The organism is Streptomyces sp. NPDC054757, from assembly GCF_053612185.1.
Map to the genome: position 1 here is coordinate 157,277 of NZ_JBSHBW010000018.1, position 7,957 is coordinate 165,233.

The 7,957-nt window shown below is 72.2% G+C and carries 5 protein-coding genes; 2 read left to right on the forward strand and 3 right to left on the reverse strand.

Translation table 11 applies throughout. The features are described from left to right. Positions 1–124: 124 nt before the first annotated feature. Complete coding sequence (locus ACWGKJ_RS21830; RefSeq protein ID WP_385019805.1) at positions 125–2,227, forward strand: restriction endonuclease; 2,103 nt, start codon at positions 125–127, stop codon at positions 2,225–2,227. A gap of 156 nt (positions 2,228–2,383) precedes the next feature. Here ACWGKJ_RS21830 and ACWGKJ_RS21835 read toward each other — a convergent pair whose 3' ends face one another. Together ACWGKJ_RS21835 and ACWGKJ_RS21840 are read right to left on the reverse strand one after the other, a co-directional pair. Then, positions 2,384–3,022, reverse strand: a complete 639-nt coding sequence (locus ACWGKJ_RS21835; RefSeq protein ID WP_385019803.1) for an eCIS core domain-containing protein — start codon at positions 3,020–3,022, stop codon at positions 2,384–2,386. Between the two features lie 530 nt (positions 3,023–3,552). Beyond that, positions 3,553–5,004 (reverse strand): MATE family efflux transporter, encoded by a 1,452-nt coding sequence (locus ACWGKJ_RS21840; protein WP_385019801.1) that lies wholly within the window; start codon positions 5,002–5,004, stop codon positions 3,553–3,555. Positions 5,005–5,090: 86 nt separating this feature from the next. Between ACWGKJ_RS21840 and ACWGKJ_RS21845 the strand changes: the two genes are divergently transcribed. Next, positions 5,091–5,960 carry a class I SAM-dependent methyltransferase gene (locus ACWGKJ_RS21845; RefSeq protein ID WP_385019799.1) on the forward strand — a complete coding sequence of 290 codons (870 nt, stop codon included), beginning with the start codon at positions 5,091–5,093 and terminating at the stop codon, positions 5,958–5,960. A gap of 1 nt (position 5,961) precedes the next feature. Here ACWGKJ_RS21845 and ACWGKJ_RS21850 read toward each other — a convergent pair whose 3' ends face one another. After that, on the reverse strand, positions 5,962–7,734 hold the full coding sequence (locus ACWGKJ_RS21850; RefSeq protein ID WP_385019940.1) for an MFS transporter: 1,773 nt from the start codon (positions 7,732–7,734) through the stop codon (positions 5,962–5,964). Positions 7,735–7,957: the final 223 nt, after the last annotated feature.

Sequence of the window (7,957 nt, forward strand, 5' to 3'; positions counted from 1 at the left end):
TGGGCGAGCGGTTGCCCGGCCACTAGAGTCGGCTCATCACTGCTGGTTATGGGGCCAGGAGCTGGTTATGGGGCCAGGATCCGGTGGATGCGCACCGGTCGCTGGTGGGGAGGTCCTGTAGAGCATGAGCCGTCGTTCCAGTGGACTGGCCGGTGTCTGGGCCGAGGCGCAGCGCCAGCAGCAACGTCAGCGTGAGGCGCAGGCCCGGTACCAACGGGAGCAGGAGCGTCAACAACGCGCCTACCAGCGGGAGCTCACCCGCAGCCGCCGTGAGCAGCAGGCCGCGTACCGCGAGCAGCGCGAGACGGATGCCAGACGGCGTACGGAGGAACTCGACGCCAGAGTGGCGGCGTTACAGCGGCTGCTGGCCGCGGGGTGCCGCGCTCCGGCGTTCAGGGCCGAGGCGCTGACCCGTACCGAGCGGATCGAGGCGTTCGCCCCGGGGCAGCTCGCGCACCCTGTCCGTATGCCCGACCCGAACCAGTACCAGCCCCAGGGCGGCTGGTCCGCCGGGCGGCGGGCCCAGGCACAGGCGGAGGCCTGGTCCAGGTTCGAGCGTGACCGGCAGGCGGCTCTGGCGGCCGAGGCACAGCGCCAACACCAGCTGGCCGCCCACCAGTCGCAGTACCGGCAGTGGGCCGATACCCAACTCCGCGAGATCCGGCGGCACAACGCCGACATCGCGGAGATGACGGCGGCGCTCCGCGACGGAGATCCCGGGGCCGCGGTCGAGTACTTCTCGGCCGCCCTCTACGCCTCGGCCTCGTGGCCGGACGATCTGCCCCGCCAGGTGTCCGCCGCGTACGACTCCGGTGCGCGCCAGCTGGTACTGGACTGGGAGCTGCCCCCGTACGACGTCGTCCCCGGGGCGAAGTCGGTGCGCTATCTGATCAACGCCGACCAGGAGAAGGAGACGCCCCGGCCGGTCACTCAGCGCCGCGCCCTGTACCGGGACGTACTCGCCCAGTGCCTGCTGCTGGTCCTGCGGGATCTCTTCGCGGCCGACGAGTTCGGCGCGCTGGAATCGGTCGCGCTGAACGGGTTCGTGAACGACCACGATCCGACGACCGGCAGACGGGCCCCCATGGTGCTCGGCACGGTCATGGCGGACCGTGCGACGTTCGCCACGCTCCATCTGGAACAGGTGAACGCCGTCAACTGCCTGGTGGACGGCCTCCGCGGCCGGCTGTCCGCGCGCCCCGACCAGTACGTACCGGTACGGCCCTGCCGGGTTCCCGAAGACGTCGGGAACGGCGTCGTCACCCATGGGGGCGAGGAGGAGCCGGATCTGTACGCGATGGACCCCCTCGCCTTCGAGGGGCTGGTGGCCGAGCTGTTCCGGGCCATGGGCATGCGGGCCGTGACCACCCAGCGCTCCAACGACGGCGGCGTGGACGTCGATGCGCTGGACCCGGCCCCGATTCGCGGCGGCAAGATCGTCGTACAGGTCAAGCGCTACCGCAACACCGTTCCCCCGACGGCCGTCCGCGATCTGTACGGAACCGTCCAGGATGCCGGTGCCAACAAGGGCGTACTGGTCACGACGTCCTCATTCGGCCCCGGCTCGCGCACCTTCGCCCAGGGCAAACCCCTGGAGCTGGTGACCGGTGCCGAACTGGTCGACCTGCTGCACCGGCACGGGCTGCGCGGGCGGCTGGGCAGCGGCGAGCGGCAGGGGCCCGGCCGGCGCCCGGAACCGGCCCCGGCACCCGGGGCCGCGCCGGGCACCGGGACCCGTACGGATGACCACAACGTACTGGGCATGTTCTGGTCGGGCAGCGTCGCCCTGGACGTGTGCGCTCTCGTCTGCCACGGCAACCGGGCCTTGGACGACGACCACTTCGTCTTCTTCAACAACCCCCGGACCCCGGACGGTACGGTCCGCGTGCTGGCTCCCGCCGCGCCGGACCGCGCCGCCATCCAGGTGTCCTTCGACGCCCTGCCGGCGCGCGCCGACCGGCTGGTCGTCATCGCGGCGGCCGACCCGGTCGCCAACCCCACGGCCGATCTGTCCGGGTTCACCGACGCCGGGATCCGGCTGCTGGACGCCGCGGGAACAGCACTCGAAGAGCTACGGGTCTCCGACGGCAGGCCGGGCGAGACGGCCCTCGTCCTGGGGTCCTTCCGCCGCCGCGCCAACGGTGACTGGGAGTTCGTCCCCGGAGGCAGGGGGTACGGAGGCGGCCTGGAAGAACTGATCCAGGAGTACGGCATCGAGGTGGACTGAGTGGGCTGAGAGGAACGACGGGGCAGGCCGAGGGGTCCGGACGCACGGGCCGGACCGATCCGGGCGCACGGGGCCGGGCGGATCCGGGTGCGCGGGGCCGGACGGATCCGGGCGCATACAACGGGCGGGCCACTCCCCAGCAAGCAACCCGCGGGGCTACTCCTCGGTCTCCTGCGCCTCTTCGCTCACCGTGGCCGGGGCGGGCTCGGACATCACCCGGGTGGCATTCGACTCCGCCTCGCGCTCGAAACGGTCGGAGGGGTCGCTCACCCGCAGCCCGTCGCCGTGGTCCGTACCGGCCACCGGCCCGGAACGCTGCTGGATGACATGCGTCAGCTCATGCGCGAGCGTGTGGGCGTCCCCGCCGCCGTCCCCGATGACCACATGGTTGCCGGATGTGTAGGCGCGGGCGCCCATCTCGGCCGCGGACGCCCTCGCCGCGCTGTCACTGTGGACACGGACATCGGAGAAGTCGGCACCGAGCCGGGCTTCCATGTCCGTACGGGTGCCGTCGTCCAGGGGACTGCCACCGCCGCTCAGGACGTCGTGCACCGCGGAACGCTGGATCTGCGGCTGCTCCTCGCCACCGTGACCGCAGCCGGCACCGTGCTGGTGCTCGTCCTGCGCCCAGGCGTGCCCGGACTGGCGGAGCATCTGGACGACGGCGGCGTTGCCCGCGTTGCCCTGGAGCCCCAGCAACCCGGGCAGGGGTGCGTCGGTCCGGGCCGGGGAGCGGTGCGTCGGGATGCGGCCGTGCCCCGCATTGGCGTCTATGTCCCGGTCGGAACTGTGCATACGGGTCTCCTGGATGACGGTGCCGCTCTCTTTCTAACCGCCGCCCCACGGAATATCCAGAGGCGTGAGGGCACTGTGCGCCGCCTGAACGGGCACCACACCGGCAAGAAATGGGCAAGGCCGGAGGTGCCGGGCCGCTTGGCGGGTGCTCCCGGGGGGGGGGCTCGGTAGCGGGTTGCTCAGGGGGGCCGGACTGCTCGGGGGGAGGCTCGGTGCCGGACTGCTCGGTGCCGCCCGGGTTGTGCCCGGGAGACGTACGCCGTCCGTCCCTACCGCCTGATTGCGCCCCCGCGATCCGGCGCCGCACCGCTGAGCGCGCTCCCGCGCCCGACCGGTGCGCCGCTCCGGTACCTCACCCGGTGGTCGTCGGTGGGTTCCCACACCTGGCGGCATTCCGCGCAGTACCAGCGCCAACTGTCCGGGGCCTTGGGCCCGGTGGTGCTGGTGTCCTTCCACAAGGGGCGCGGTTCGCGGCAGTGGGGGCACTGCGGCGGTCTCAGCACCATGGGAACGTCTCATCGGCCATCTCCTCAGCCTTGCGCCCCACCCGCCGTACGTCCGGTGGACTCGCTGCTGCCACCCGTACGGATTAAGGACACCGGGCCCGGATCCGCCACCGGATCCGCCACTTGGTCCGCCACCGGGTCCGCCCCCGCGATGCGGCGGCCGTGCCGCAGGAACGAGTACGTCTTCGTACCGGCCTGCAGGAGGTTCGCACCGGCCAGCGCCGCCCAGAGGCCCGTCAGTCCGTACCGATCGGCCACCGGGACCGCGACTGCGGCAAGTACCCCGAACCACACGGCCGTTGACACCAGGCTCGGGCCGGTCTTCCGGAGGCCGACCAGGGCGAATCCGGCCACCGCCTGCAGCGCGTCCGCGACCACTACCGCGAGGACGAGAGGCAGCAGTCCCCTCACCTGGTGGCTCAGCGAAGGGTCCGTGGTGAACAGGCCCACCACGGGTACCCGCAGGGCGAACAGCGCCGCCCCCAGCACGGCGACCGCGCTCAGGGCCACCCGTACCCCCGCCCCCACACTGCGGCGGATCATCGGGAGGTCGCGCCGGGCGGCACAGTCGGCGATCAGCGGGACCGTGGACTGGCCGACCGCGACCGCCGCGGTGAAGATGATGTTCACCAGCGACTCCGAGACGCCGTGCACGGCCGCCGCGTCCGTACTGATCCGGGCCGCCGCGAACGTCAGCACGCCCAGTACTGAGAACTTCACCAGGACCGTACCGCCGAGCGGGATGCCCACCGCGGCCAGCCGCAGTACGCGCCGCGGTTCGGGCCGTCCGGGCCGCAGCGGTCGTCCCCTGAGTACGGTCCTCCGGCGCAGGGCGAGTTGGTTGAGGCCAGTACTGATCAAGCTGGACGCGAGCATGGCGACACCCGCGCCGGTCAGGCCCAGACTCGGCAGCGGCCCCGGGGCGCCGACCAGCAGGACCGACAGGGTGACGGATACGGCGGTGCCCACCAGCCCGGAACGCATCACCTGGGCCGAGTGACCCAGCGCGACCAGCACCGATGTCGCCGAACCCCCGACGGCGATCAGCAGCACGCTGCACGCAAGGAGCCAGGGCAGCGGCCCCAGTTGGCTGAGCACGGCGGGCCGCACACCCCACAGTCCACCGATGAACGGCACGGCGGCGACCACGGCAGCGCACACCCCGCCGACCGCGAACGCCAGCCACATCCCGCTGCGGACCAGGGGCAGCAGTTCGTCCTGGTTCTCACGGTGGGGCGCGATGAACGGCATCACGCCACGCAGCGCGCCCACGACGGTTGCGGTGGCGGGCGCGAAGACCGCCACCGCCACCGCGAAGGCGGCCAGCGAGGCGGTCGCGTGCCGGCCGAGCAGCGCGGTGTCGACGAGGGATCCCGCCGACGCGGCCAGGGTGGTCACATAGAGCGGGGCCGCGGTCCTCGCGATGGTCATGAACGCGCCGCGGTCGTGGCTCACATGGCCGGGGTCGATGCTCACACAAGGGAATCCTGCCACCCGCACTGATTAAGGGACAGCGGAATCACGCCACCGGCCGACAGAGGATGATGAGGGATGAGCACGCGATGAGCACTGAGGGGGTTCTGCGGGTGGACTCGGCTTTCGACGTACACGAACGGAAGATGTGGGCCGGGCGGGCCGCCGCCTACCGGGGCAGCTTCGCCGACCTGTGCGCGCACACGGTGGACGACCTGCTGGACGCGGCCGGTGTGCCGAGCGCCGGGGTGGCCGGTACGGACACCCGCGCCGGCGGCGGGGACTCGGTACTGGACGTGGGGTGCGGGACCGGGAGCGTATCCGCCGGCGCCGTGGCACGCGGGGCGCGTGTGACCGGTGTGGATGCCGAACGCACCATGGTCGACGCCGCGCGCGTACGGGTGCCGGCCGCTGCGTTCCGGGAGGCCGTCCTCCCGGAACTCCCCTTCACTGAAGCGGAGTTCGACGCCGTTGTCGCCAACTTCGTCATCAACCACGTGGGCGACCCCAAGGCCGCGCTGGCCGAGATGCGACGGGTCGTGCGGCCCGGCGGCCGGGTGGCCGTCACCATCTGGCGCGGGGCGGGAGCCGAAGGACAGGCGCTGTTCTGGCGGGCGCTGGAGGCGGCCGGGGCGGAGCGGCCCAGCGGGCTGCCACGGCTGGCGGCGGAGGCGGAGTTCCCCAGGAACGAGGACGGCTTCGGCGCCCTGCTCGGCACCACGGGGCTGCACGACGTCCGGTGCGCTGCGGTCACCTGGGAGTATCGCGTCGACCCCGAGGTCTGGTGGACGGCGGCCACGGCGGGGGTGGCCACCATCGGGCTCGCGGTCGGCGGTCTGACGGACGGGATACGCGCCCGGGTGAAGCAGGAGTACGACGTCCTGGCCCGGGAATTCACCACACCGGGCGGCGAACTCGCCCTGCCTCACACGGCGTTGCTGGCCTCGGGGGTGCGCTGAATCAGGGGTGCCCCGAATCCGGCTTCCCGGGGGTCAGGTGCTGGCCGGGGCCGCCCGCGGGAAGGGTGTCCTTCAGTTCGTCCGGGCACGGGGTTCCGCGCGGCAGCCGGTAGGGCGATGCCAGGTGGTAGACCCCGGCCTTGGGGGCGAGCAGTTCGGTCCACTCGTCGCCGTCCGCGTCCTTGTCGGTCCGCACCAGGCAGCCGTGGGCGTTGGCGAAGACCTTCGGCTCGCCCTCGGCCCGTCCCTTGGACGCCTCCGTCTCCTGCGGCGGCTCCACACTCTTGCCCTTGGCGTCGACCAGACCCAGCCAGGGCGAGTACGGGATCCGGATCAGCACCCGGCCCCGCTTCCGTACCCGTACGGTCAGCTCGCCCTCCTCGGCACGTTCCACGGTGCCCGGCGGGTCGGCCATCGGCGTCGGCCGGTCGACCGCGAACAGCTGCCAGTTGGCGTCGCCCCAGAGCCGCTTCAGATACGGCAGGCCGTCCTGGACGAGCTTCTCCTCCTGGCCGGCCCCGGTGTCCGGCTCGCCGGTGGGCAGGACGACGTACCGGACCGCCCAGCGGGACAGCCAGGCCCGGTAGTTGACCGAGTCGAGCGAGTCGTCGTAGAAGAGCGGGTTGCGCTCCATGTCGGCCTGGCGGTTCCAGCCGCGGGCGAGATTGACGTACGGGGAGAGCGCGGACGCCTCACGGTGGCTGCTGGCCGGGACGACCTCGACCCGGCCCTTCTCGGCACCGTGCTTCTGCAGCTCGTTGACGAGCGGGGCCAGCTCCCGGGTCCAGGAGGCGGCGGGGGCGGTGCGCACCACGTCGTCGACGCCCTTGAAGCCGATCCACACATTGAGCCCGGCGAACGCGATCACGAGCGCGTACCACTTGCGCGACTTCGGCACGGTGTACGGCAGCGCCGCGAGCAGCACCACACCCGCGAAGATCATCGGCAGCCGGGAGACGTTCGAGCCGATCTGTGAGTCGATCAGCCAGGTCAGCACCACACCCAGCGCGTAGACGGCAGCGCCGGTACGTACCGTGCGCCACTCCCTGGGGACCAGGAAGAGGACGAGCACCCCGTAGAGGAAGGGCAGCGAAGCCGTCCCCACGGACATCGGCTGGGTGCCGGAGAACGGGAACAGCCAGGCCGACAGCGCGACCACGACGACCGGTGCGAGCCCCAGCGCGTAGGCCCCGGGCCGCCGCTTGTTGAGGAAGAGCGCCGCGGCCACGACGCCCAGGAAGAGCCCGGCCACCGGGCTGCTCGCGGTCGCGATCCCGGCGAGCGGGGCGGCGACCCACGCCTTCGCCCAGCGGCGCTCGCGCCAGCGGTGCGGCCAGCAGAAGACCGCGGCCACCGCGCCCATGGCGAACATCGTGCCGAGGCCGAAGGTGACCCGGCCGGAGAGCGCGTTGCAGAGAAACGCGAAGTCGGCCGCGAGCGCGCACAGCAGCGGATTGCGGACGGCACGCAGCCGGACGAGGATCAGCGCGGTCAGCGCGGCCGAGACCGTCCCGGCGATCATCATCGTCGTACGGACCCCGAGCACGGACATCAGATACGGCGAGACCACGCTGTACGAGACGGGGTGCATCCCGCCGTACCAGGCGAGGTTGTACGCGGACGCCGGGTGGCGCCCGACGAACTCGGCCCAGGCGTCCTGCGCGGCGAGGTCTCCGCCGCTGTTGGCGAAGAAGAAGAACCAGAGGATGTGCGTGACGGCTGCGACGGCGGTCGCGGTGACGACGGGGCGGGCAGCCAGCCAGGACCACGGCATCCGGTCCGAAGGCCGCTGCCCCGGTCCGCCCCCCTGGCCGCCCTGTGAGAGCAGGCCGACGCGGCCCCCGGCACGGGGGCGCCCTCCGCCTTCTTCACGTATCGGGTCTGCAGTGGTCACCAAGGCTCGCTCTCCTGCGAAGGAGGACGCAGTCCCCGCGCCCAGAGTTGCCCAGCGACGCTAACACGTACGAAACGGGCTGCCGCCGCCGGTCGTGAAGGCC

Coding starts and splice junctions, on each gene's coding strand:
- ACWGKJ_RS21830 (WP_385019805.1), top strand. CDS start 125: ATGAGCCGTCGTTCCAGTGGACTGGCCGGTGTCTGGGCCGAGGCGCAG.
- ACWGKJ_RS21835 (WP_385019803.1), bottom strand. CDS start 3,022: ATGCACAGTTCCGACCGGGACATAGACGCCAATGCGGGGCACGGCCGC.
- ACWGKJ_RS21845 (WP_385019799.1), top strand. CDS start 5,091: ATGAGCACTGAGGGGGTTCTGCGGGTGGACTCGGCTTTCGACGTACAC.
- ACWGKJ_RS21850 (WP_385019940.1), bottom strand. CDS start 7,734: ATGCCGTGGTCCTGGCTGGCTGCCCGCCCCGTCGTCACCGCGACCGCC.